The organism is Bifidobacterium imperatoris (assembly GCF_002860405.1).
GTDB classification, from domain to species: Bacteria; Actinomycetota; Actinomycetes; order Actinomycetales; family Bifidobacteriaceae; genus Bifidobacterium; species Bifidobacterium imperatoris.
In genome coordinates this window covers 1-23886 of sequence record NZ_NMWV01000035.1, presented here as the reverse complement: position 1 = coordinate 23886, position 23886 = coordinate 1, and the positions used below count along the sequence as shown (strand labels likewise).

At 57.3% G+C, this 23886-nt stretch carries 18 protein-coding genes and 1 pseudogene; 8 read left to right on the top strand and 11 right to left on the bottom strand.

The features are described 5' to 3' along the window. The 8 genes and pseudogenes from yddG to Tam1G_RS10425 form a co-directional block, all read right to left on the bottom strand. Positions 1 to 930, bottom strand: a complete 930-nt coding sequence (gene yddG / locus Tam1G_RS10460) for an aromatic amino acid DMT transporter YddG (RefSeq protein WP_242689690.1) — start codon at positions 928 to 930, stop codon at positions 1 to 3. Between the two features lie 514 nt (positions 931 to 1444). Then, positions 1445 to 1960, bottom strand: a complete 516-nt coding sequence (locus Tam1G_RS10455; protein WP_101626469.1) for an Hsp20/alpha crystallin family protein — start codon at positions 1958 to 1960, stop codon at positions 1445 to 1447. Between the two features lie 423 nt (positions 1961 to 2383). Beyond that, on the bottom strand, positions 2384 to 3565 hold the full coding sequence (locus Tam1G_RS10450) for a toxic anion resistance protein (RefSeq protein WP_237746126.1): 1182 nt from the start codon (positions 3563 to 3565) through the stop codon (positions 2384 to 2386). A 48-nt stretch (positions 3566 to 3613) separates the two neighbouring features. Further along, complete coding sequence (locus Tam1G_RS10445) at positions 3614 to 4720, bottom strand: substrate-binding domain-containing protein (protein WP_033891432.1); 1107 nt, start codon at positions 4718 to 4720, stop codon at positions 3614 to 3616. Next, a complete protein-coding gene (locus Tam1G_RS10440; RefSeq protein ID WP_242689689.1) occupies positions 4717 to 5517 on the bottom strand; it encodes a hypothetical protein in 801 nt (266 codons plus the stop codon). The genes Tam1G_RS10445 and Tam1G_RS10440 overlap by 4 nt, the downstream gene beginning before the upstream one ends. Next, positions 5517 to 6116, bottom strand: a pseudogene (locus Tam1G_RS12055) (vWA domain-containing protein); the annotation flags it as partial. The pseudogene Tam1G_RS12055 and the gene Tam1G_RS10440, both read right to left, overlap by 1 nt. 1541 nt (positions 6117 to 7657) lie before the next feature. Beyond that, positions 7658 to 8749, bottom strand: a complete 1092-nt coding sequence (locus tag Tam1G_RS10430) for an alpha/beta fold hydrolase (RefSeq protein ID WP_101626467.1) — start codon at positions 8747 to 8749, stop codon at positions 7658 to 7660. 23 nt (positions 8750 to 8772) lie between these two features. After that, positions 8773 to 11304: a prolyl oligopeptidase family serine peptidase gene (locus Tam1G_RS10425; protein ID WP_101626466.1), complete on the bottom strand. Its 2532-nt coding sequence runs from the start codon at positions 11302 to 11304 to the stop codon at positions 8773 to 8775. 168 nt (positions 11305 to 11472) lie between these two features. On the opposite strand from Tam1G_RS10425, the gene Tam1G_RS10420 reads away from it, so the two are divergent. The 7 genes from Tam1G_RS10420 to pknB are packed head-to-tail and all read left to right on the top strand — an operon-like array spanning position 11473 to position 20447. Continuing rightward, positions 11473 to 12174, top strand: a complete 702-nt coding sequence (locus tag Tam1G_RS10420; RefSeq protein ID WP_033891437.1) for an FhaA domain-containing protein — start codon at positions 11473 to 11475, stop codon at positions 12172 to 12174. A 29-nt stretch (positions 12175 to 12203) separates the two neighbouring features. Beyond that, entirely contained in the window at positions 12204 to 12731 is a 528-nt protein-coding gene (locus Tam1G_RS10415) for an FHA domain-containing protein FhaB/FipA (protein WP_033891438.1), read from the top strand. Between the two features lie 4 nt (positions 12732 to 12735). Next, positions 12736 to 14382, top strand: a complete 1647-nt coding sequence (locus Tam1G_RS10410) for a protein phosphatase 2C domain-containing protein (RefSeq protein ID WP_101626465.1) — start codon at positions 12736 to 12738, stop codon at positions 14380 to 14382. After that, positions 14379 to 16013 (top strand): FtsW/RodA/SpoVE family cell cycle protein, encoded by a 1635-nt coding sequence (locus Tam1G_RS10405; protein ID WP_101626464.1) that lies wholly within the window; start codon positions 14379 to 14381, stop codon positions 16011 to 16013. The genes Tam1G_RS10410 and Tam1G_RS10405 overlap by 4 nt, the downstream gene beginning before the upstream one ends. Continuing rightward, positions 16010 to 17476, top strand: coding sequence for a peptidoglycan D,D-transpeptidase FtsI family protein (locus tag Tam1G_RS10400; RefSeq protein WP_101626463.1), 1467 nt, complete (start codon positions 16010 to 16012; stop codon positions 17474 to 17476). The genes Tam1G_RS10405 and Tam1G_RS10400 overlap by 4 nt, the downstream gene beginning before the upstream one ends. Beyond that, positions 17473 to 18423 carry a serine/threonine-protein kinase gene (locus tag Tam1G_RS10395; RefSeq protein ID WP_101626462.1) on the top strand — a complete coding sequence of 317 codons (951 nt, stop codon included), beginning with the start codon at positions 17473 to 17475 and terminating at the stop codon, positions 18421 to 18423. The genes Tam1G_RS10400 and Tam1G_RS10395 overlap by 4 nt, the downstream gene beginning before the upstream one ends. After that, positions 18420 to 20447 (top strand): Stk1 family PASTA domain-containing Ser/Thr kinase, encoded by a 2028-nt coding sequence (pknB, locus tag Tam1G_RS10390; protein WP_423220495.1) that lies wholly within the window; start codon positions 18420 to 18422, stop codon positions 20445 to 20447. The genes Tam1G_RS10395 and pknB overlap by 4 nt, the downstream gene beginning before the upstream one ends. Positions 20448 to 20648: 201 nt before the next feature. Here the strand turns inward: pknB and Tam1G_RS10385 are convergent, their stop codons facing one another. From Tam1G_RS10385 to Tam1G_RS10375, 3 genes are read right to left on the bottom strand one after another with little or no spacing between them, the layout of a single operon-like run. Then, entirely contained in the window at positions 20649 to 21293 is a 645-nt protein-coding gene (locus Tam1G_RS10385; protein WP_101626461.1) for an anthranilate synthase component II, read from the bottom strand. Between the two features lie 53 nt (positions 21294 to 21346). After that, entirely contained in the window at positions 21347 to 22585 is a 1239-nt protein-coding gene (locus tag Tam1G_RS10380) for a class E sortase (protein WP_101626460.1), read from the bottom strand. A 2-nt stretch (positions 22586 to 22587) separates the two neighbouring features. Further along, positions 22588 to 23385: a DUF881 domain-containing protein gene (locus Tam1G_RS10375; RefSeq protein WP_101626459.1), complete on the bottom strand. Its 798-nt coding sequence runs from the start codon at positions 23383 to 23385 to the stop codon at positions 22588 to 22590. An 89-nt stretch (positions 23386 to 23474) separates the two neighbouring features. Here Tam1G_RS10375 and crgA point away from each other — a divergent pair. Continuing rightward, on the top strand, positions 23475 to 23886 hold a 412-nt coding region (crgA, locus tag Tam1G_RS10370; RefSeq protein WP_101626458.1), incomplete at its 3' end, for a cell division protein CrgA.

Sequence of the window (23886 nt, the reverse complement as noted above, 5' to 3'; positions counted from 1 at the left end):
TTATTTGCGCGCGCTGACCAAGTAATTCAGCACGGAGCCAGCGGCCACAAGCAGCGCGCCAAACCAGAACGGCACGGATAGCGCGAGGCCGAGCAGTGCGGCGCTGGCACCGGTGGAGAGTACCGGCGTGGCATAGGAGGCGATGGCCAAGCGTTCCATCGAGCCATGCAGAATGCCGTAGCCCCAGCAGGCATAGCCGCCCGCGATCACCACGGCGGTAATCGCCACGAATAACCATGACTTGAAGCTCGGCGCTTGAGCCGGCATTCCCTGGCCGGATGCGAAATGAATAATCCACAACGCCACAGCCACGCACGGGAAGAACACCGAAGTGCCATCCACGCCCTTGGACCACGCCGGCGTGAATACCGCATAAATTGACCACGCGAACGCGCCTAGGAACGCCAGAATATATGGCAGCGGGTTCTCCGCGATATGCGCGGCCGCCGCATGCCAGTCAAGCCCGGAATTGCCGCCGACCGCCAGCACCACGCCGGCCGTGGCCACGACCGCGCCCGGCAACACTTTGGCCACCGCGTGCTTGCGGTGTGAAACGCCGGCAGCGAGCAACACCATCATTGTTGGCCACAGGTAGTTGACCAAGCTCACCTCAACGGATGCGGCATCGGTGGACGCCAAACCGAGCGAAAGCGAAATCGAGGACTCATAGAACACGAACAGCAGTCCGCCGCCAATCAGATACTTGCGCGGAAACTCTTTAAGTGGTGCCGGGCGACGGAAAATCAGTAGCAGGATACCGCCGAACGTGTAGATTAGCGCGGAGCCGAGCGTGGCACCGAAGCCTTCGGACACGATGCGCACCGTGCCGGCCATGAAGCTCCACAGCACAATGGCCATCAGACCGACAACGGTTGCACCTGAGGAGACCACATGACCGCCAGCCAGCTTATTTTCCTTATTCTCCGCCACAGCAGCCCCTTCTATCCCCGTGTATTCCTCGGCCACTCTACCTTCTGGACACGTACAACACGTACAATTAGCGGTTCCGCGGAAAGGATGGTGCAACGATCACGCAACTCATCATGGGGGGAGCCATTCTTGCCGTTCGTATGTTCGCGCATTCACGAAGCCGCCGCGAACTTACGAACGATTTCGATGGGCAAAACGTTCGTATGTTCGCGCGGGTCTCGTAATCACGCGAACATACGAACAATCTTCGCCCACAAACAAAAATGCCGGGCGAGGCATTGCCTCACTCGGCATTTTTTATTGACTATGTTTCCCGCCGCCCGTTGACTAGTCAGCGTAGAAAACGTAGAACGAGCAGCGCAGGGAACAAGTTTGACTGCTTAACTGCACGGGAACTTCGATTCCTCTCAGCCCAGTCGATTGTCTCCTCGTTCGGAGGCTGACCCGACGAACGATGCCGTCGGGCCATATGCTTCACAGCTGAGCTTCAGAACGAAGTTCTATTCAGTCGTCATCAGCCTTCAATCGCGATCTGGTGCTTGGACTCGACTTGCGGCTGAGCCTGCATCTTCGGAACCTGGATGCACAGCGTGCCGTTGTTGTAGCTGGCGTGAATGTCGGATTCCTTCACGTCGTCGCCAACGTAGAAGCTACGAGAGCAAGAGCCCATGTAGCGTTCGCGACGCAGCCAACGACCCTCATCGGAAGCGCAAGCGCACTTCTGATCGGAAGCCTGAGCGTTCTCGCCATTCGCGGACTCAGGAGCCTTATCCTCATGCTCGCTGCTGCGAGATGCGGACACGGTCAGATAGCCGTTGTTGAGTTCGAGCTTGATATCGTCCTTCTTGAAGCCAGGCATGTCGATGTCGACATCGTAGCCGTTGGCGGTCTCACGCACATCCGTGTTCATCATGTTCGCCGGCATGGCCGCAGCCACTTGGTTATCCATGTTGCGCCAACCCTCAAAGAACGGATCGTCGAACAGATCAGAGAACATCGTGTCATTCATCAAAGCCGGAAACATTGCCATAATCGGTACTCCTCAACTAGGAGAGAACCTGTTTGGCTACCAACCGCAAGCTCTATGCGGGGCTTGCAGCGGTTATCGTGGCAGGCTCCGGAACCCTCCCGGGCTCTCAACCTTTGACCTTCACTTCACCCAATTCCCAACGACGGCAATCATTCCGAAGTTTTACCCACAGTGAAATTGTGCAGAATCAGGATTACGAGCCGCAGACAGTGTGCGCACTTGACTGTAGGAATTTCAACGCTGACTGTAGGTTTTTAGACATTCACTGTAGGTTTTTGAACGTATTTCGTTGGAATCCCTACAGTCAGTGTTCATTCCCCTACAGTCAACGTGCAAAATCCTACAGTCAGCCAGGCTACGCGGAATATACGGGCGCAAAACTCCGAAAAACCGCGCAAACGAAACTCGGAAAACTCCGCAAACTCACATCTGCTGGGCGTTCTCAATCAGCGCATTCTTCAGGTCAGACTCGATCTGACGCATCTTGACCTGCGCGGCCTCGCGGTTAGCCTTGCCTTCCTTCTGAATCTGCACGGTTTCCTTCAGGGTGGCGATGAGCTCGGAGTTGATTTTCTCCAGCGTCTCGATTTCCACCACGGAGCGCTGGTTGGCCTTCTCGGCATCCACCGCGCCCTTGTGCAGGGCGGCCGCGTTCTTCTGCAATAGCTTGTTGGTCACATCGTCGGCCTTGTTCTGCAGATCCAGGGCCTTGCGCTGGTTGGACAGGCCCAGCGCGATTACCATCTGGCTCTTCCACACCGGGATCGTGGTGGAGATGGTGGTGTCGATCTTGTCCACGATGGTCTGGTCCGCGTTCTGGATGATCTTGATCTGCGGCGCGGTCTGCAACGTCACTACGGAAATACGGTCGAGATCGTCAAGACGCTTCTCGAAACGATCCAGCTTGGCTTTGAAGTCCTTCAGCAGCTGCGCTTGCATCGGGTCGCCGCTCTTCTGTGCCTCGGCCTCCAAAGCAGGCAACTGAGTGGCACGGAAGTCAGCGAGCGCCTTCTTGCCGGCCAGCACAGTGATCTTTAGCTCGCGATACTGCTGTGCGTTCTGCGTGTACATCGTGTCGTACATGGAAATGTCCGCAACCAAGCGCGACTGTGCGGCCTCAAGCTTGACGATAATCTCGTCGATCTGCGCATCAACCTTCTGGTAACGGCGGCGCAGCTTATCAATGGAGACGGCGACCTGTCCCAAAATCGGAATCTTACGGAAGCCGCCGAGCTCGGCCTCATCGATGGTCACGAGCATGGTGTTGAGCAGCTCGCCCGCCTCGCCTGTGTCTTTGGAACGGGTTTCAGACAGGATTTCGTCCGCGAATGTGGAGGTGGCGCGCTGGGCATCCTTGCCGTAGGAGGATTCGATGCCTTCGCGCGTGAAGTCGATGCTGCTGGCCATCTGCGTGACCTGCTGCTGGTCTGCTTCCGGCAGTTTGGCGATCTGCTGGTCCGGGGTCAACGCTGCGGCGGCCTGTGCCTCGGCGGCAGTAGGCACTAATACTCCATTCGCCGCGCCAGTACCAGCGCTCAGCGCTGGGCTGGTGACAGCGGCGGTGCTGCCCTTGGCGAGGTCTGCGAGGGTGATTTGTGTGGTCATTTGGGTTCCTTTCGTAACGGCTGCGATTGATGATGGAGCAAAAGAGAGCTACTGCTGTAAATCGACACCTTTCAGAGTGGAGATGAGCTGCTGCATGGCGTCGTTGTTGGGCAGTTCGGAAACGGCTGGAACCTGCTCAAGGGTACCGGGTACGCCAAAGCGCTTGATGGAGTCGGTGCCGGCGAAGTTGGCTGCACGGAAACCGTGACGCTCCCATGCGAGCTTCTGCACTTTCTGGCTCTTCAGCACGCTCAACAGCTTGGAGCCTTTGTCGTCCAGCGCCATCAACGTGTGCGTGCTCCACACGGTCGGCGTGGGATAAACGACCACCACGTCATCCTTGATTTGTTTGAATGCGTCCGGCTGGTTTACGGCCAAATCCAGCAGTTGCGATTCGTAGCCCACCATCATCGGCTTCGAACCCACACCGAGCGTCAGGAATTGGTTGAACGCGTCTTCCGAAGAGGTTTCCATCCAGCCCGACTTGGCGAAAATCGCCTTGATTTTCTCGCCGTCGCGGGCCACAGAATCCGTGGTGGCCGGCTGCCCACCGTTCATCACGGTGGCTATCAGCGCCGCGTATTCGTTGCCTGAGTTCGACTGCACCGGGTCGGTGGAGTCGATACGGAACTGTCCGTAACCATTCGCGTAGCCCACGTCCGTCCACGTCTTGTTGTTGACCATCGCGTCCACGGCTTTGGCCATGTCCATGTGGTACGCACCGGAATCATCCTTGGTAATCAGACCGCTGGCCACCAGCCCCTCGGCCACCGCCTTATGCGTGTACAGCACAATCGGCGAGTTGAAGACGATGTCGCTTTGCGCGGCCTTCACGCCCTTGGCTTTGCCGTATTCCACGGCCGCACGCGAGGAGGGGAACAGGTAATCCATGCCCTTGGTGTCGGCGTCCATCATGGCCAGCGATCCGGCCTTGCGGTAGTCGATGTTGAGGCCCTGCTCGGCGGCGAGCGCCTTAAATTTGGCATCATCGAAGAGCCCGATTTTTTCGCCGCCCAGGTAACCGTTCACGCTGACTTGTTCCACAGGGGCCGCGGGCTTCGGCTGGGCTTGTCGCCAAACCAAGGTGCCGCAGATCACTGCCACTACTGCGAGCAGCGCGATAAGTCCGATGATTTTCGATTTCGATAGTTTCATTCCTGCTCCTGCCGCCCTTCTGCCGGTTTCTGGGCCGGCTTGGACCGCACTGGTTCCGGCTGGGGCTGATTCCCGCTCGCCCAGCTCAGTCGATCAAACTGCTCCAATTGATCCGATTGCTCACGCTGATTCGTCAATTGCGACTGTGCATTGCGTTGCGCTGGCCTCTGCTGCGATTGCGGCTGCGTCGCGGCATCGTACCCATCCATGCGCGCCAAGCGCTGGATTGCATCGGAATCAGCTGCGATGCCCAAGGTTTTGGCGCTGACCGCGCGGCTCAGCTCGCCGGCCGCGGTCTGCTCAAGCACCTGCAGTGCCTCGATGGTTTCTGTGCGCGCTTTGGCGATTTGGTCGCGCGCGCCCGAGCTTTCCACATCCACATAGGAGCGCAGCAGCTGCTCGGTTTGCTCACCGTACACAGTGATGTAGTGGCGCAGCGTCTGATAGGCGGAGGTGTCGCGGGTCACGTAGTTCACCAGGTCGCGCGTGGCCACGATGAAATCGTTGGATTCCGCGCGCACGGAGGCATCGCGCACTTGGGAGGTCAGCGCAGCAATCGAGCGCAGCCGAGCGTTGGCAGCGTCAATGGCGTCAGCGGCCTTCTGCCCATTCGGCAGCGCGGAGGCCAGCATCTTGCCGATGCGCCGCTCGGGCTCGGTCAATGTGGATACGGCCACATAACCGAGGCCGGCCAGCACCACGGCCACACCGGCACCGACCACGCCGCCGCCGGCCAGCCAGAAGCCGAAGCCGGCGAGCGCCAACCCAGCTATGAATCCGCAGATTACTTGGAGCATCAGTTAAACCCCTTAACCTGGCGGAACACGGAGGCAAGATCACCAGAGCGGCCATCGAATACCTTGGCGTTGCTGAGTTTTGCGAGCGATTTCAGCTGGCTGGAATCGGCGTCTCCGAACATGATGGAGAAGACCGGCACATCGCGGCCACTGCTCTGGTATGCGGATTCGAATGCTTTCTGATTGTCAGTCATTGAACGGCCATCAGTCATCAGCACAATGGCTGTGGTGTATGTGGAGGCTTCTGATTCACTGGGCAGCTGCTGCAATGCGGCTTCGAGACCGGCGTAAATATCGGTGCCGCCGCTGGCTTCGGTGACTTGCGCGTCGTTCAGTAGTTTGCCGGTGTTCGTGCCAGTGGCCTTAACCGGATCATGGGCCTCGGATTCAAACGGAATCAGAATGTTCACATCACCATCCGCGGGCTCGATATAAGCGGCCTTGGCTTTGTTCTGGTCCAGTGCGGCGTTAAGGCCCTTGACCACACCATCCTTGCCTTCGCCAGACATTGAACCGGAGTAATCAACCACCCACACGGTCCAGCTTGGCTTCCTCAGCACGGTCTGGTACACGTTCAGCGCGCTGTTAATAACCGAGGCTGCAGGCAATGGAATGGTTTTAAGCGCGGAGGCATCAGTATTGATGCCCCATTCAGCACGGAAGGATTGCTGCACTTGGGAATCCGATGCGTAGGCGAGTGCGCCGCCGAGTCCGGTACGGCGACCAGCACGTTCGAACTCCAGCTTGGAATCCTTGGAGCTGAGCGCCTTGGCGAACGAGTCGAATGCGTCCTTGAGCTTCTGGCCGCGGTCCACGTAGCCCAGCGGTGAATCCGAAACGGCTATACCATCAGACGGGTAGATGGCGAGCAACGGATCGTGACCATTTTTGGTCAGTGTCTTATCCGCCTGAATCACCAGAGATTCATAGTTGACCATTGAATCGAAGCGATCAGGCTTGGCGACCACCATGTCTTTAAGCCAGTCTGAAGAACCGGAGGAGCGGTCCACGCCGGAGAGCAGCTTGGTCACGGAATCCTTAAGCTCAGTATTGCTCAAATCCTGTTCGCTTAACGGCTGGTCGCCACCGCGCAATGCGGTCATAAAGGCCAGGTAAGCGGAGGCGCCTGAATTTGATTGGGTGGCGGAAGTCATCGAGAATTTGAGATCCCCGTTGCTGACCGCGGAGAGAATGTCTGCAGTGGAGACCGGCTTGGTTTTCCCGGAGTCATCTGCCCAGCCGAGTTTGATTGCTTTGGATTTGGCGATGCCGAACACGATAGGCGTGGTGGATGTGCTGGTGGCGTCTTTGACGATATGTTTGGTGTCGCCCATTGAAATCCACATGGAGGAGGCAGGCCAGACGGCGTCGTAATCCTCGCCGCCATTCTTGAGCGCATTCATGATTTCCAGCGATCCCATGTAGTGCATGGTGATGGCCACATTTGATTCATCGGCGGCCTTTTGGATGGCGGTGGCCACTTCCTTGTTTTCTGAGCCGGAGGCGATGCTCAGCGTAGCGGTCGACTTGTTGCTCGATGGCGTGAATGTTTGCGTGTTTGCGTTAGCGGCGTCCGCGGAATCATTATTAGAATTCAGCCCAGCATTAATCGAGCAGCCGGTCAGTGCAAGCGCGCCGGCGCATACTAGTGCCGCAACCGCTGCGGCGCGGCGACGAAGAGAAGAGACAATGCCCATAATTCCATTCTTCTCCCGCCTTATAAAGAGGGCTATACCTCAAGGTGACAGAAAAATGAACTCTCAATGAAGAACTACACTCGGCTACGTAGTTATCGATGGGCGCAGGGCATCAGCACCGAAGCCCCAACCATTATCTATCAGTCACCAACCACAACCGACATCCCTCATTAACACAACCGCCACATCATTAAGCACAACCGCCACACTGAGCGCAAGAAATTCGGGTCAGAACCCTTGTCCTCCCAAATTTCTTGCACTCAACGACCGTCAGTGCAAGAAATTCAGGAAATGACCGCCATTCTCCGGAAATCCTTGCGCTGAGTGAGTGTCAGTGCAAGAATTTCGGGAAGTAGCCAGTTATTTCCGGAATTTCTTGCGCTGATATGTGGTCACTGCGGCATACCCACGAGGAAATGCCATATATTCGCAAGGAAACACCATTAGTACGAGGCGCTGGCGATCATTGGGTCGTCGTAGAAGCTCAAGATCTTATCCAAATACGGCTTATAGGTGCTATTGGGCATCGAGAAGATCTCGTGACGCGATTCAGGGAAGCGCACCAGATTGGCTTCGCCGCCACCATCTTTGACCAGTTGGATGAACTTGTTCTGCGGCTTATTCAGCACCCAAATATCATGACCAGACTGGAACAATAGAATCGGGGTTTCCACTTCCGCACAGGCCGAAGGTTTCAGCACTGCACGATTCAGCTTCAACGCCTGACGCACCCATTCGAATGCCGCACAATAAGTCTGGTATTCCGGATTATCACAGCGCAGTTTGAAGTACCAACGTTCGCGCGCTTCGGATGCGCCTTCATTGCCCTTCATTGAAAATTCAGGCGTGAAGTCGGTTTGCCCGAATACGCGCTTCTTGCTGAAGCCCAGACCACACAAAGTGCCGACCAGCACACGAGCCACATTCAGCGGCATACCGGTAGCGGGAGCAATCATCGGCGCGGAAAGCACGGCCTTATCAAACAGGGTTGGGTATTGTTCCAACACTGCGGCACCGATACCGCCGCCCATTGAATGACAGAACAGATTCAGTGGCATACCAGCCGCATACTGCTGCCCGATGGTTTCGGCGAATGCAGCCAAATCAGCCACGTAGCGGCGCCAATCGTCAATCCACACCATGCAGGGGTTTTCCACATCGCGCGCGGATTTGCCGTGGCCACGATGTTCCAGCACGCACACCGAGTAGCCAGCGAGGAGGAAGTACCAGACGAGCTCATCATATTTTTCGGCGAACTCGGTGAAGCCGTGGCTAATCACGATGGCACCGCGGAATGTGGCGGTTGCGCCTTCTTCACGGATGGCATCGAATTTGCCAGCGTCATAACACAGGTAGTGCAGCTGACCGGATCGACCGCCGGTATCCATAAGCCCGGAAAGCGGTTCGAGCCCAGCCGCACGCTCGGCGGCGGAAGGATCGAACCAACCTTCGTCGCGGCACTGTTCAAGTGCCGGCAACACGGTATTCTGCATGGTTTCGGCGTACTTGTTTTCGTCGATCATCGTCAGCTGCATGTCCTTATTGTAAAACCCTCCGTTCAGGCCAGTGCTTCCTTGAGGAAGTCGCGCTGGAGAATGAGCAGGTTTTCGGCCACGGTTTCATCGTTGGTCATGTGCGTGATGCCGGTGAGCGGCAAGAAGGTGTGCGGTCGGCCGGCCGCCATCAACGCCTGGGAGAGGCGCAGACTGTGAGCGATGGTGACGTTGTCGTCGACAAAGCCGTGGATGAGCATCAGCGGTCGCTCCAGCTTGGGAGCATCCTGAATGATGCCGTTGCGGCGATACACCTCCGGATCGAGGCCAAGATAGCGTTCGGTGTAATGGGTGTCGTACAGCGTCCAATCGGTAGGCGGAGCACCGGCGCAAGCGGCCTTGAACACGTTCGGCGCGTCGAGCACGGCGAGCGCGGAAAGGAATCCGCCGTAGGACCAGCCGATCATGCAGACTTTGTCAAGGTCGGGAGCGGGGATGCCAGCAGCATCGTCACCCACATTGAGTTCGGCTATCGCCTCGGGCAAAGCGTTGACAGCCTCAATTTGGTCGGCGAGCGTCACGTCTTTCATGTCTTCGAAAATCGCGCGATCCCAAGCAGGGCCACGTCCGGTGGTGCCACGGCCGTCCGCCGTGACCACGAGGAAGCCTTGATCGGCCCACCATTGGCCTTCCCAATAGAAGGATTGCGCATCCACAACCTGCTGGAATCCAGGGCCACCGTACGGCTTCATTAGCACGGGCAAGTTGGCAGCATTCGCGTATGGGCTATCGGCGCTTGGCGCAATGATCGCGGTGTAAAGGCGATGCTCACCGAGGCGCGTGAAGCGCACGTTCGGCGTGAAACCGGGCTCATCGGCATAGTTGGCGATGCTGGCGATACCGCCATGCGCCTGCGGAAGCTTACCGTGCAATACAGCATCGGCAACCGCATCGGTCACTTGACCTGATGCCACCACGTGCGTCATTTCGACCTTGGCGTGCTCCATGTCACGGCCGGTAATCACCATGCCGCACTTGCCCGCGGACGCCGTCCACACACCAGGGCGTGTGGTGACCGGAATCACGGCGCAACCAGAATCATCACCATAGGTATCGTCATAATCGAAGATCACCACGTCGAAGCTGCGCGCATCATGTTCGCCGCCGCGGTCGGACCAAACAGCTGGCACTTCAGGAGCCAAATCAGGTTCACGCTGCACCACGGCCATCACGTTGCCATCATCCACGCTGAGTACTTCGCGCACATTCCAACCAGCCGGCGTGAACGGGCGGCCGTCCACGGTCAGACGGTTCGTGTCCGTCTCCATATCGTTCAGTGCGCACACCAGATGGCCGTTCGGCGTATAGGCGGGAGTGCCCGGCACCAAGTCGATCCACTGATCGTTCGTATGCTCCTCCAGTATGCGGGTCGCACCAAGCTGCGGAGCATCGTCGTCGTTTGCCAAGTCTGCAGTAGCCACGGCCACCTCGAGCACCTGATCGGCTGTCTGGCGACGGTTCTGCACGAGCACCAGTGGATCATGGCCTTCCGCCCAGTTCACGGCAGCAACGTACTCGTAGGCCTCGCGATCCCAGTCCACATCGGCGTTTGCGGTGATACCGGCGTATCGATTGTTCTCATCAAAAGCCAGGGAGATTACAGTCAAATACACGTCGGCATTTTGGGTCAATGCGCGCGGGTAACGACGACCGGCAGCCGCGTGCTCAGGGTCGGCCGGGTCGCTGATGTACCAAGTCGGCTCGTCGGCGGTATCAAAGGATTCAAACAGCACATGGTGGGAATCCGGCGACCACCAAAAACCGTCGTATCGGTTCATTTCCTCGCCGGCTACGAATTCAGCCAAACCGATCTTCCATGTGTTCTCAGCCGGGTTGCCGTCTTCGTCTTCCACGCTAACGCCGTAAATAGCGGTGATGCGATCGGTAGAGGCGGCATCCCAGTCGCCAATATCCACCAGCATCAGGTAAGTGCCAGTCGTGTACAGCACATGAGAACCATCCGGAGCAATGCGCGGATTCAACACAGGCGCATACGTTGCCGGATCTCCGTCCAACCATTCGCCGGCCAGCTCGCGGGTGCGAGCCACAGGAACCTTGATGGCCACCTCAGTCTCACTGGGTTCCTCTTCCTCAGCAGCTGCATCGCCGGCATCAACCACCGATTCAACTGCGTCCTGCCAATCAATTTCCGTCAGATACAAACGGCCATTAATCGTAAAGACCGCACGATCGCCGGCACCATCTACTGAATAATTCACAATGCCGGTGCCGCCTTCACGAGCGCGTTCGCGGCGAGCGCGCTCCTCGGCGGGCACGTTTTCACTATCCGCATCCGCCCCCAGCAATTCACGCGGATCGGCGAGCTTGGTTTCGTGATGCTCCCCAGCCGCATCGAACCAGCTCAGCCACAAAGCGGTCACCAAATCTTCCGGACCGTCCGAACGCAAAAACAGCGCGGTCGAACCGTCTCCTATAACGCGTGCCGAACGCGGAGAGCCGCTGGTGAACCGCAACGTCCGCGCCTTACGGCGAGGAAAATCCTTGATGGCATCATTGATATCAATCGTTTCATTCATGCCTTACAACCTACGCCGTTGTGCGGAGATGGTGCGCCACACCCACGCCAGCCCTAAAATCACCCTTAAATTTTGGAAATTCTGCACTCATAATTGGTGATTTGGCCGGTTTTTTGCACCATATTCCCAAGGCCGCGTAGGATAGGTGACGATTAGAAAGGGAGGACTATGAGCGTTCTCGACCGTTTTGAAAAAAGCGTGGAGGGTGCAGTCAACGGAGTATTCGCCAAGTTTGGCTCCAAAGACCTGCAGCCTGTTGATCTTTCCAGCGCCCTGGAGCGTGAGATCGACGCGGAAGCCATGCCGGTGGGCCGCGACCGCACGGTGGCCCCGAATGAATATCGTTTCAAGCTCAGCACCCCGGACTTTGACCGTATCGAAGCATGGGGCAGCGAGACTTTGGCCAACGAGCTTGCCGACAACCTCACCGAATACGCCAAGAGCCAGCATTACGCATTCGTTGGCCCCGTGGTTGTGATCTTTGAGGAAGATCTGAACCTCACCAAGGGCAATTTCAACCTCACTTCCGAATCCGTGCAGGGCAATGCTGTGCCCGTCACCACGGATGCGCAAACCGAGGACAGCCCGGTGCTTGAGGTGAACGGCAACCAGTATCTGCTCACCAAAGAGAAGACCGTGATCGGCCGCGGCTCCGGCTGCGACATTGTGATTGATGATCCGGGCATCTCCCGTAAGCATCTTGAGATTGACATCACGGCAAACGGTGTTATCGCACGCGACCTGGGTTCCACCAACGGCACGTATGTGGAGGGCCATCAGGTGCCCGCCGCAACACTGCTCGACGGCAATACCATTACCATCGGCCGCACGCGCATCCTGTTCTGGGCCTCGGCACAGGCGCAGGAGTAGCCCCGAGTCCCCGCTCAAAGGTCCTTCATATGACCGAATTGACTTTTGCCCTACTGAAGTATGGTTTTCTGGCCTTACTGTGGGTTTTTATATGGCTTGCGGTCCGTTCGCTGCGCCAAGACATCGAAACGTTCAGCCCGCGCCCTTCGCGTTCTCGCCGTCGCCGCGAGCGCGAAGCCCACAAGGTGAAGGCCGAGGCGCCGCGTGCGCCAGCTGCCGCTGCGCGAAGTTCCGCAGCGGCATCGGCGGGCCGTCACAGCCAGCAGCCTACGTTGCTGGTGATTATCGACGGTCCTCTTGCCGGCAGCTCGGTGCCGCTTGGCGAATCCGAAATTACTTTGGGCCGCGCCGCTTCCAATACCGTGGTGTTGGATGACGAGTTCGTCTCTTCGCATCATGCTCGCGTGTACTTGGATGCCGCTTCCGGCCAGTGGGCCATTGAGGATTTGCATTCCACGAACGGCACTGTTGTGAACCAGCAGCGCATTAATCGCCCCACCATTCTTCCTGCCCGTATTCCTGTGCGCATCGGCGCCACAACCTTCGAACTGAGGTAGCCGCATGCCTAATTCCGCCGCTTCACAACCGTTGTTCCTCTACTCCACCACTGTGTCTGATGTGGGTACAGTGCGCGCGAATAATCAGGATTCCTCCTTCGCCGGCGAGCATTTGATCGCCATTTGCGATGGCATGGGCGGTCATGCGGGCGGCGATACGGCATCTACCATCGCCATCCGCTCATTGGCTCATATTGAGCAGGACGATACCGGCGGTGATGTAAAAGCCATCTCGCATATGATGGAAACCTCCGTGATGGCTGCGCATGATGCCATCGTGGGCAAAGCCAAGCGTGAACGCAAGCTTGCCGGCATGGGCACTACGGTAACCGCCGTGGCTTTGGTGGCTGGCTACTGGGTCATCGCCCATATCGGTGATTCTCGCGCCTACCTGCTGCGCGACGGCCATTTGAGCCGCATTACCAGCGATCACAGCTATGTGCAGCATCTGATCGATACCGGTCGCATTACTCCGGCCGAAGCCAAGAACCATCCGCAGCGCAATGTGGTGATGCGCGTGCTCGGCGATTTTGACATCGACCCGCATCCTGATATTTCCATTCGTCGCGCTCACCCCGCAGACCGCTGGTTGCTTTGCTCAGATGGTTTGTGTGGCGTGCTCGAAGATTCCACTATCGAAGAGACCATGACTGCGCTCTCCGATCAGGGTGAATGCGCTCAGAATCTGGTGCAAATGGCTTTGCGCGCGGGCAGCACGGATAATGTGACTGCAGTCATTGCCGATGCCACGCTCGCTTTGGATGCGGACGCATTCGACCTGCCCCACCAGACGCCATTGGTGGGTGGCGCTGCCGGCAATAGTCTCGAAACTATCGCCGATATCGTCAACGAACCGGTGGCCACCGCTCCCGCATTGCGCGTGGATAATTCTCCGGCACAGCGTGCTGCCGCACTAATACAGCCTGCCAGCGCACATGACAAGGCTCCAGCTCCGGCCACTGCGGAACCTTCCGGCGCACGCGTGGCGCAGCCATCCTCAGTGCGTGAGGAAACCGGCGAACGAGCAAATCCTGATACCGGTGAGATTCCGGTGGTGCAGCGCCCTGATGGCCGCATCTCGGCCGACCCGAACGATCCTGTGGTAGCACAGGCCATTCGCAAGGAGCAGGCGCAGCAAACCAAGGCCACGCATGTGAAAAAGCGTCGGGTCAGGCTTGCGCTGATCTTCACCATCGTGGTGGTTATTGCAGCCCTGTTTGGCGTGGGCGGCGGCACGTATTTGTGGAGTCAGACGCGCTATTACGTGGGTAACAGCAACGGTAAGGTTGCGATTTATCAAGGCGTACCCACCAATATTTTCGGCATGGAACTTTCCCACGAGGTGAGCAGCACCACGATTTCCCTGTCTGAATTGCCGCAGACTTGGCGCGACCAGATCAATCAGGGCATTACCGTTGATTCTTTGGATGAAGCCCAGTCTCACGTGTCTATTATTCGCAGCGAAATGAATAAGTTCCTGAAGCAGCAGGAGCAGGAGAAATCCAAGAAGACCGATACTTCGAACAGCTCCTCTGATTCCAACAGCACCGATAGCTCCAATAGCTCCAGCGACTCGAACAACTCCAGCTCGTCCTCCGATCAGCCGAGCATTGGCGCGGCGAATGATGCCGCCACAGGGGGCAATCAATGATCGCTACCCGCTTACGTCAGATTGGCCTACTGCTTATCTCTATGGCCATCAGCGCGCTTGCTTTCATTCAAATGTTTGAGCGCACCACCAACTCAATACCGTCGAACTATCTCGTCATATTGTGTGTGGCTGCGGCATTGTTCCTTGTGCTGTGGGCGCTGACCGTGCGTTTCCAGCCGTACGCCAGTCAGGCGATTATTCCGTGCGTGCTCTTGCTTACCGGCATCGGCGTCACGATGATTGCGCGCATCGATCAGAGCATGAGCACTCGAGTGGCGCAGCGGCAATTGATGTGGCTGTGCATTGCATTGGTGCTTTCCGCACTGATTATCGTGTTCCTGAAGGATTACCGCGTACTGCGCCGCTTCTCCTATGTGTCTATGGTGGTGGGCCTGGTACTGCTGCTCTCCCCGATGCTGCCGGTGCTTGGCCAGGAGGTCAACGGCGCGCGCATTTGGGTGAAGGTTCCTGGTCTTGGCCAGTTCCAGCCCGGTGAATTCGCCAAGCTGTTCCTCGCATTCTTCTTCGCCGCATACCTGTTCGATCATCGCGATCAGCTGGCTGTGGGCGGCAAGAAGGTGCTCGGCCTGCAGTTGCCGCGCATCAAGGATTTGGGCCCGATTATCGTGGTGTGGGTAGCCTCGATGGGCGTGCTTGTTATGCAGCACGATTTGGGTACTTCGCTGATGTTCTTCGCCATGTTCGTGGCGATGCTGTATGCGGCGACCGGCCGTAAAAGCTGGATTGTGATTGGTTTGCTGGCATTCGCTGTGGGTGCCGTGGCTGCGGCCAGCGTATTCAGCCATGTGGGTCAGCGTGTTGATGCATGGCTGCACCCGTTCAGCGATGAGCAGTACAACATGCAATACGGTGGTTCCTGGCAGTTGGTCACCGGCATCTTCGGCTTGGCTTCCGGTGGCATGGTGGGCACTGGCTTGGGTCAGGGTCACCCGGCGTTGACGACGTTCGCCAATTCCGATTTCATTTACACCGCTTTGGGTGAGGAACTGGGTTTGGCCGGTGTTCTGGCCATTCTGATGTTGTACTTGATTATCATTGCTTCCGGTTTTATTGCCGCCATGAAAATCAAGGATGGTTTCGGCAAGCTGCTGGCCTCTGGTCTGGTATTCACTATGGCGTTCCAGGTGTTCACCGTGGTGGGTGGCGTAACGCTGGTGATTCCGCTGACTGGTTTGACTCTGCCGTACATGGCTGCTGGCGGTTCCAGTTTGATTGCCAATTATGTTCTTGCGGCTTTGCTGATTGTGATTTCCGATGCGGCCAATCAGCCGGAGCCTGAGCTCACATCCGAATCCTTCCAGTATGAAGCGCTGGCAGTGCTGCGTGACAAGGAACTCGAGGAGCGTGCACGCGCCACCGAGCCGATTGTCCGTCAGTCGCCAAGCTCTGGTTCCACCAGCTCGTTCGAAGAGATTGTGGATACGACTCGTCATGCGCCGGACTCGTTTGGTGCCGCGGCGGAATACACCGCTCCAACCGGCACGTTGCCGCCTGTTCCTCCGACTCCTCAGGTGCCGCAGGTTCCTCAGGTTCCACCGATTCCGCCAGCACATGGCCATCATTCCGCCAGTAATCATCACGGTCCAAGACATGGAGGTGCACGCGCATGAATAAGTACTTGCGTCAGTTGTTCACCGCCGTTGTCTGCCTGTTCGTAGTGCTTGGCTTGTCGTCGTCCATCATCATGGCGATTCGTGCGAACTCGCTGAATAGTGATTCGCGTAATGCGCGTTCGCTCTATCATCAGCTCGGTGCCTATCGCGGCGCGATCTTGGCTTCGGATGGCACGGTAATGGCCCAATCGGAGCCGGTGAATGATGCGTTTAAATACCAGCGCACATACTCGAACGGCCCGCTGTATGCTCCGGTTACCGGCTTCTTCTCCATCAATCAAACCGCTGATCGAGGCCTTGAGGCTTCCCGCAGCATGCTGCTCAATGGCGAAGCTGATTCTCTGATTTGGCAGCGTGCCAAGGCTATGCTCACCGGTGGCACCAATCAGGGTGCATCCATCGAAACATCCATCGATCCGAAACTGCAGCAGGTGGCCTACGATCAGCTCAGTTCTCGCGATGGCGCAGCTGTGGCCATTGAAGTGAAAACCGGCCGCATTCTGGCAATGGTGAGCACGCCAAGCTATGACCCGAACCAGTTGGCCACACATGATGCCGATGCCGCCGCCAAGGCATACAACGATCTGGCAGCAGGCGAAAACAGTCCGCTGATTAACCGCGCCACATCGCAGCTGTACCCGCCTGGGTCCACGTTCAAAACCATTGTGGCATCCACAGCCTTGGAAACCGGCAACTATCAGACCGATACGGAAATCCCCGCAGGCGCCACCTACACGCTGCCCGGCACCACTACGCAGCTGCCGAACGCCGTGTGGCAGGCCAACGGCACTGATGGCAAGATCACCTTGCAGAACGCCATCGCATACTCGTCCAACACCGCGTTCGCTCAGCTGGGCGTGGCCCTTGGCGAGGATAAGGTCAGCGATATGGCCACGTCTCTGGGATTCGGCAGCACAATCACCATTGACGGCACCACCGCCACCGGTACGCCGATGACCGCTACGGCATCCACATTCCCCACGGATACCACGCCGGATAAGCTTGCACTGGCTTCCATCGGCCAGGGTGATACCAAGGCCACGCCTTTGCAAATGGCTATGGTGGCTCAGGCCATCGCCAACGACGGCAAACTTATGCGCCCCACGCTGGTCGATCGCGTGCGCGCTTCAGATTTGTCGGTGATTAATCAGACCACTCCACAGGTGATGGCTAAGGTATTCAGCAAGGATTCTGCCGATAAGCTCACCACCATGATGGAAAGCGTGGTGACTGAGGCCAATCCATCGCTGGCGATTGACGGTATCAAGATTGCCGCCAAAACCGGTACCGCACAGATTGGTGTGGGCAATACCAGTATCGATGGCTGGATTATCGGTTTCGCTCCTGCGGATGATCCGCAGATTGCCGTGGCGGTTATGGTGCACAACACCGATTTGCTTGGTTCGCTCGCAGCTGGCCCGATTATGCGCGCGATGATTCAGGAGGCACTGCAGCAATGAAACTTATCGAAGGACAGCTTATCCATCGCCGCTACCGCCTCGACTCTCGTCTGGCGCAAGGTGGCATGGGCGAAGTGTGGAAGGGCTACGATATTCAACTCGGACGCCCGGTGGCTATCAAGGCATTGCGCTCGGATGCCACCAATGCGGAGGCCAAATTGCGCCGCTTGCGTGCCGAAGCGCATAATTCCGCCAATCTTGCACATCCGAATATCGCCGCACTGTTCGAATACTATGAGCATGACGGCATCGGCTTCCTCATCATGGAATATGTGCCATCCAAATCTTTGGCGGATTTGTTCCATGAGAAGGGCGCAATGGACCCGGTGGAATTGCTGCCGATTCTCATCCAAACCGCCCGCGGCCTGTTCATCGCCCATTCGCACGGTGTGATTCACCGTGACGTGAAGCCAGCCAACATTATGGTTTCGGACACTGGCGAAGTGAAGATCACTGACTTTGGTGTGAGCTATTCCACCGGTCAGGGCCAGATCACCCAAGACGGCATGGTAGTGGGTACCGCCCAGTACATTTCCCCTGAGCAGGCGCAAGGCAAGCAGGCCACACCGCAATCCGATATCTATTCGCTGGGTGTAGTGGCATATGAAGGATTGTCCGGGCACCGCCCGTTCACCGGTGCCACTCCGGTGGATATTGCCGCCGCTCATGTGAATAATCCAGTGCCGCCACTGCCGGATACGGTGGATGTGCAGCTTCGTGAATTTGTAATGTCCATGCTGGCCAAGGATCCACTCGACCGTCCGAAGGACGCGCTGGTGGTATCCCGCACGCTGGCACGCATCGAACGCCGACTGCTTGATCAGCAGACTGAAATGGCAGATCAAACTATGGTGACTTCTGGAACGCGACTGCCCCGCAGGGTGATGAGCACGCCACGCATCGTTTTGGAGACTCCTGTCTCAAGATTGGGAGGAAATAAGCAATGAGCAACATGCCTAACGCACTGGCCGGCGGACGCTACCAGCTGGGCCAGCTCATCGGACGCGGCGGCATGGCCGAGGTCCGTATCGCTCTTGACACTCGTCTGGGCCGTACCGTCGCCGTGAAGATCATGCGCGCCGAACTCGCCAATGACGAGATCTTCCTTGCCCGTTTCCGCCGCGAAGCCCGCTCCGTAGCGCAGATGAACAACCCGAACATCGTGAACATCTACGATTCAGGCGAAGAAACCATCACCACGGATGCCGGCGATACCGAGCGTCTGCCGTACATTGTGATGGAATACGTCAAGGGTCAAACCTTGCGTGACATCATCAAGGTGAATGGCGCATTGAGCCAGCGCGACTGCGAGCAGGTGATGCTCGGCGTGCTGAGCGCTCTTGATTATTCGCACCGCATGGGCATTATCCACCGTGATATCAAGCCCGGTAACATCATGATTTCCGAGCAGGGCGTGGTCAAGGTCATGGACTTCGGCATCGCCCGCGCTTTGGATGATTCCGCCGCCACGATGACCCAGTCTCAGGGCGTGGTGGGTACCGCGCAATACCTCTCCCCCGAACAGGCCCGCGGCGAGACCGTGGATATGCGCTCCGACCTATATTCCGCAGGCTGCGTGCTCTATGAGATGCTCACCGGCCGCCCACCGTTTACCGGTGATTCCGCGGTGGCTATCGCGTATCAGCATGTGTCTGAGGTGGCAACACCGCCGAGTGCTGTGGTGCCCGGTTTGCCGAAGATGTGGGATTCCATTGTGGCCAAGGCTATGGCGAAGGACCGCCAGAACCGTTATGCCACTGCCGGTGAATTCAAGAACGATATTCTGACCTACATGAACGGTGGCGTGCCGGTGGCCGCCGCATTCAACCCGCTGACCGACCTTTCCAATGTGAAGGCCCGCAAGGAAGCCGAACGCGAGCAGCCTACGGTTCCGATGTCTCAGACCACGCAGGCGTTCAACCCGGTGACCGGCCAGTTCGAGCAGATTCCGCCGAATGCTGCTGCACAGAATGCGTTGAAGACACGTGCCGAGCAGCGTGCGGCGGCGGCCAAGGCCAAAAAGAAGAAGCAGATCATCATCGGCTCGATTATTGGCGTCATTGCCGTTATCGCCATTGTGGTGGGCGTGGTGTTCGCCATGAACAATGCCAAGAAGAATGCCGTGGAAACGGTAACAGTGCCCGCATGCACGGCCACAACGTCGAAGGATGGCTTGGAGGCCAAACTCAAGGCGCTCGGCTTGGAAATGGTGGAAAAGCAGGATACTGATTCCACCGAGGCGGCCGGCACCTGCACCAAGATGAGTCCTAAGGCCGGTTCCAAGGTGGCCAAGGGCTCCAAGGTGAGCGTTTGGTTCTCTGCAGGCCCACAGTCCGTGCCAGTGCCGGATGTGAAGGATATGAGCCAGGAAGCGGCACGCGCCGAGTTGGAAGAAGCCGGCTTCAAGGTGAGCTCCACCGTGAAGACCGAAGACAGTGCGGACATCGAGAAAGATAAGGTGACTCGTACCGACCCGGCTGCGGGTTCTCCCACTGCCAAGGGTTCCACGATTACCATCTACGTGTCTTCCGGTATGACCAGCATGCCGAATTTGGTGGGCCAGTCTAAGGATGCAGTGATTTCGCAGTACAGTGGACAGTTCAACTTCGTGGTCGAAACCGAATCCTCAGACACGGTGGCTGCTGGCTCGATTACCCGTACCGATCCGGTTGCCGGTGCCAACATTGAGCAGGGCAGCACCATCACCATCTGGGTATCCACTGGTAAGGAAAAGGTCACGGTGCCTTCGATTAGCGCAGGTACCGACTATGCCACTGCCAAGCTGCAGTTGGAAGCTGTGGGATTGACCGTTGCCGCCAATGGGCCGACTGACAGCACTACTGTCGTGGAAAGCATCGACCCCGCAGCCGGCTCTCAAGTCGATAAGGGCTCTACAGTGACCATTACCACCAAGGCCGGCACCAGCACAGGCGGCAATAACGGCGGTAACAATAGCAATACCGGAGAGTAAGCCGCAAATAAATCAAGACTCTGTTAAACCAAAATTGACATGCCTCTTATTTCTGGCTCCCCTTGTCAGGGGAGCTGGCGACGAAGCCGACTGAGGGGTAGTTCCCAATCTTGGTTGAACAGAGCCTAAATCAATACCAATAATGCCTTCAGTCAATGCTGTTGACCGAAGGCATTATTGGTTTTAAGCAATACTATTGGGTTACTTCGTTACCTTTGGCTGCAATCCTGCGGACTTGGCTACGGCATTCTCCTGACCGCAGATCTTCAGCCAGTTGGCCAGCAAACGGTAGCCATCCTGCGTCATTACGGACTCAGGGTGGAACTGCACGGCATACATCGGCTTATCCTTCACCTTCACGCCCTGCACAATATGATCGCCCTGCGTCCATGCGGTTACGACCAGCGTATCCGGCACCGAATCAGGCTCTACGGCTAGCGAATGGTAGCGCGTAGCAGTCATCGGATTGGCCACACCTTCGAAGATTTCATCATCGATGTGCTCAACCAAACTGGTCTTGCCATGCATGATCGTGGGCGCATGGTCCACCGTGCAGCCATACACTTCAGCGAGTGCCTGCAATCCAAGGCATACGCCGAACATCGGCATTCCGGTGGCTGCGCACAGTCGAATCATGTCTTCACTGGCACCGGAATCAGCCGGAGCGCCAGGGCCGGGGGAAATCAGAACGCCATCGTATCCATCAAGCACGCCGGGCGCAGCCGGGTCAATGGCATCGTTGCGTACCACGTCCACCGTGGCACCCAGCGTCTTCAAATATCCCACAATCGTGTAGACGAACGAATCGTAGTTATCCACCACCAGAATGTGCGCGGAATCGGTCATGCTGCTCTCCTTGAAGTCGACTTGCATGCCATACTACTTCAGCTCGGCCGGATTTACTCCGGTACGGCCACGAAGTTTGACATCTCCCGCAGGAACGGAATGTTCGAAGCGGCCCACGGGAACGTCCATTGGAAGAGTGCCGTGGCGGCGGCGAACAGCAGCAGGATGAGGAGCAGCCAACGAATCGGCAGCACGCCGGGCTGGAGTCTGAGCAGTGTGCCGTAGATGCTGGCATCCGGGCGGCGGCGTTCGCCCAGGCGAATGGCGCGCATTACCGGCCAACGCCAAGCCACAGCGGCGGCGATGAACAGAATCGCCCATGCCACCAGCGTCATATACACGACTTTATCCAGTGAGCCGATGCGCGAAGCCACTGACGGGGTTTCGGAGATGGCGAATTTCACCGCGCCGGAAGAATCGGTAGTGGACAATTCCTTAGGTACACCGTCAGAGACTTTGGCCCAGTAGGAAAGCTCACCATAGCTGATCCAACGGTGAGTCGGCGTGGAATACTTCGGCTCACAGGTGGTCATGGTGATCATGCGCTTGGTGGGGTCCACGCCGGAATTCTCAGGATTCGGCGCAATCACCCAGATATCGGTAGGCAGCACTATCTCATAGCGCGTGTAATGGTAGACGTACCAGTAATCCTGCGTACGCACGATGATGGGGTCGCCTTCCTGCAGCTTATCCACATCGCCGAGCGGCTGGCCATAGCCATTACGGTGTCCGGCGAGTGCAAAGTTGCCGATTTGGCCGGGCATTTGCGAGCTTTGATAATGGCCTAAGCCGTGGCGGTTAATTTGCTCCAGCGTGGTGCCTTCCACCAGGTTGCGATGCCATTGCTTGCCGAAACGTGGAATATAGACTTGGGCAATCAGATCACCATATTTTGGATTCTCAGGCTGTACTGGCGGCTCACCTTCCTGAGCTTTGGCGATTTTCACGTCACCGCCATTGGCTGCAGGATCGGACCAGTTCACCGACTTTGTGGTCTCGTTCTGAGTCTGTTCGGCTTCCACGCCGGTCCACCACATTTGCCAGACGATGTACAGTGCGCAAATCGCCGCGGCGGTAAGCAGTATTTCGGCAAGAATGCCGAGCGCCTGCCACAATGGGCCACGGCGTGCGGCAACTGTGCCTGCATTGGACGCATATGCTGCAGACGATGAGCGGGCGTGACGGCTTCGGCGGCGGCGCGGCTCGGCGGAGCTGTATTCTTCGGAAACCGCAAAATCATCCAGACTGGTCGCAGGCTGAGTTTTCGTGTTATCGCTGTTGCTGTGTCTCATGACTAATTCTGCTCCTCGTCCTTGGTCTGCGACGTATCGACCGTGGCATATTTGAATTGCTGCAGCAACGCCGTGGTGGCCTCGAACTGAAGATTATCCTTGTTCTCTACCTTGTATCCAATGCCGAATGCACTGACGTATTGCTTAAGAATGGTGATGGCCTTGGAATCGTTCAAAGCTTTGCGCATTGAAGCCTGATCGCCGATGGCGGAAATCGTGAATGGTGGCGCGTATTTCTTACCGTGAATGGACAGCACATTGCCCGAGCAGATCACAGCGGAATTAAACAGTACGCGCTGATCCATGATTTTCATGGCTTCCGCGCCGCCCGCCCATAATGCGTTCACCACGGATTCCACATCCTGCTGGTGAATCACGTAATCATTGATATTGGCGGTTGTGCCGTTGTCGTTCACCGCGTTCTCCCACAGCGGCGAATCATCCAACGTCACGGTAATGCCTTCGCCGGAAAGAGCCGGCAGCATCAGGCTGGAATCACCACCATCGGCAGCATTACTCTCATCGCTGCCGCTCGCTGAATCATCTGAGGGATCTTTGGATCCTAATGCTTCGGTCAGATTATTGACTTGCTTCTGCAGATCATTGACATCGCTTTGCAGCTGAGAGACCTCAGCCACGCTGTGTTCCACAAGATCGGCAGTGTCGTTGTTGACTGTGGTGGTGCGGTTTACGCGCACATTGGTGCTGAGCAGGAAGCCGGTCAGGGCAATAAGCACAAACGCGGCGACTCCACTGAGCAGAGAGCGATGCGCGCTATGTTTTCCTTGGTGCCTGACCATAAAAATCCCGTCTTTTTACACGGTGTGTTCACCAGTTTCGAGTGTAGCCACTATTATGACTTTTAGCCTATTGAATGGAGAATACGCTGATGGCTGACGAAGAGCTGCACGAAAACGACTCGAAGGACCAGAAGGACTGGCAGGGCGAGGTCTCGTCCAAGGACGCCAAGGCCGCTGATACTGCCGAGCCCGCTGAGAACACTGCTGAGGGCACCGTCGAAGAAGACGACACCTACGGCGTGGATATGGACCAGGTACAGGCTGTGTTGAACGCTACCGCCGATAAGGCCACGCTGACCCCGCAGATGCAGCGCATGATGAGCCGCCAGGCCGAGAACACCAAGCGCGTTGAGGAGACCATTAAGGGCACCAAGTCCAACCCGCGTTGGTTTGTGCCGGTATTCTGCGCATTCATGATCATTGGTCTGATCTGGTGCGTGGTGTACTACCTCTCCCCCTCCGGCGCTTGGCCGATTCCTAACATCGGTGCCTGGAATCTGG

What these genes read in the sequence shown, in the direction of transcription:
- Tam1G_RS10455 (WP_101626469.1), bottom strand. Translation starts at nt 1,960, where the DNA reads ATGGCAATGTTTCCGGCTTTGATGAATGACACGATGTTCTCTGATCTG.
- Tam1G_RS10450 (WP_237746126.1), bottom strand. Translation starts at nt 3,565, where the DNA reads ATGACCACACAAATCACCCTCGCAGACCTCGCCAAGGGCAGCACCGCC.
- Tam1G_RS10445 (WP_033891432.1), bottom strand. Translation starts at nt 4,720, where the DNA reads ATGAAACTATCGAAATCGAAAATCATCGGACTTATCGCGCTGCTCGCA.
- Tam1G_RS10440 (WP_242689689.1), bottom strand. Translation starts at nt 5,517, where the DNA reads ATGCTCCAAGTAATCTGCGGATTCATAGCTGGGTTGGCGCTCGCCGGC.
- Tam1G_RS10430 (WP_101626467.1), bottom strand. Translation starts at nt 8,749, where the DNA reads ATGCAGCTGACGATGATCGACGAAAACAAGTACGCCGAAACCATGCAG.
- Tam1G_RS10425 (WP_101626466.1), bottom strand. Translation starts at nt 11,304, where the DNA reads ATGAATGAAACGATTGATATCAATGATGCCATCAAGGATTTTCCTCGC.
- Tam1G_RS10420 (WP_033891437.1), top strand. Translation starts at nt 11,473, where the DNA reads ATGAGCGTTCTCGACCGTTTTGAAAAAAGCGTGGAGGGTGCAGTCAAC.
- Tam1G_RS10415 (WP_033891438.1), top strand. Translation starts at nt 12,204, where the DNA reads ATGACCGAATTGACTTTTGCCCTACTGAAGTATGGTTTTCTGGCCTTA.
- Tam1G_RS10410 (WP_101626465.1), top strand. Translation starts at nt 12,736, where the DNA reads ATGCCTAATTCCGCCGCTTCACAACCGTTGTTCCTCTACTCCACCACT.
- Tam1G_RS10405 (WP_101626464.1), top strand. Translation starts at nt 14,379, where the DNA reads ATGATCGCTACCCGCTTACGTCAGATTGGCCTACTGCTTATCTCTATG.
- Tam1G_RS10400 (WP_101626463.1), top strand. Translation starts at nt 16,010, where the DNA reads ATGAATAAGTACTTGCGTCAGTTGTTCACCGCCGTTGTCTGCCTGTTC.
- Tam1G_RS10395 (WP_101626462.1), top strand. Translation starts at nt 17,473, where the DNA reads ATGAAACTTATCGAAGGACAGCTTATCCATCGCCGCTACCGCCTCGAC.
- pknB (WP_423220495.1), top strand. Translation starts at nt 18,420, where the DNA reads ATGAGCAACATGCCTAACGCACTGGCCGGCGGACGCTACCAGCTGGGC.
- Tam1G_RS10385 (WP_101626461.1), bottom strand. Translation starts at nt 21,293, where the DNA reads ATGACCGATTCCGCGCACATTCTGGTGGTGGATAACTACGATTCGTTC.
- Tam1G_RS10380 (WP_101626460.1), bottom strand. Translation starts at nt 22,585, where the DNA reads ATGAGACACAGCAACAGCGATAACACGAAAACTCAGCCTGCGACCAGT.
- Tam1G_RS10375 (WP_101626459.1), bottom strand. Translation starts at nt 23,385, where the DNA reads ATGGTCAGGCACCAAGGAAAACATAGCGCGCATCGCTCTCTGCTCAGT.